Here is a 203-nt window from a genome sequence, read left to right as displayed (position 1 = left end):
GTTACAGTCAGCAATGCAGGCGCCAATAATGCTACCGGTGTTGGTGTTGGCGATACGGTTCCAGATGGTTATACTACGATTGGAAGTATTAGTAACAGTGGAAGTGAGACTGGCGGATTGATCAGCTGGAGTGGACTTAGTGTTACAACGACGACCCCATTAGTATTGACCTATACAGCGGTAGTAACCGCTACAGGTAACTA

Annotated in this window: 1 protein-coding gene; it reads left to right on the top strand. The window is 46.8% G+C overall.

The annotated features are described in order from the left end of the window. A partial coding sequence (locus Q0921_RS25010) for a hypothetical protein (RefSeq protein ID WP_299261904.1) occupies window positions 1-203 on the top strand: 203 nt, incomplete at both ends.

Origin of the sequence: uncultured Aquimarina sp., from assembly GCF_947496855.1 — a bacterium.
Taxonomy (GTDB): Bacteria; Bacteroidota; Bacteroidia; order Flavobacteriales; family Flavobacteriaceae; genus Aquimarina.
Note: the sequence above shows the minus strand (reverse complement) of the source record. Positions and strands in the feature narration are given on the sequence as shown.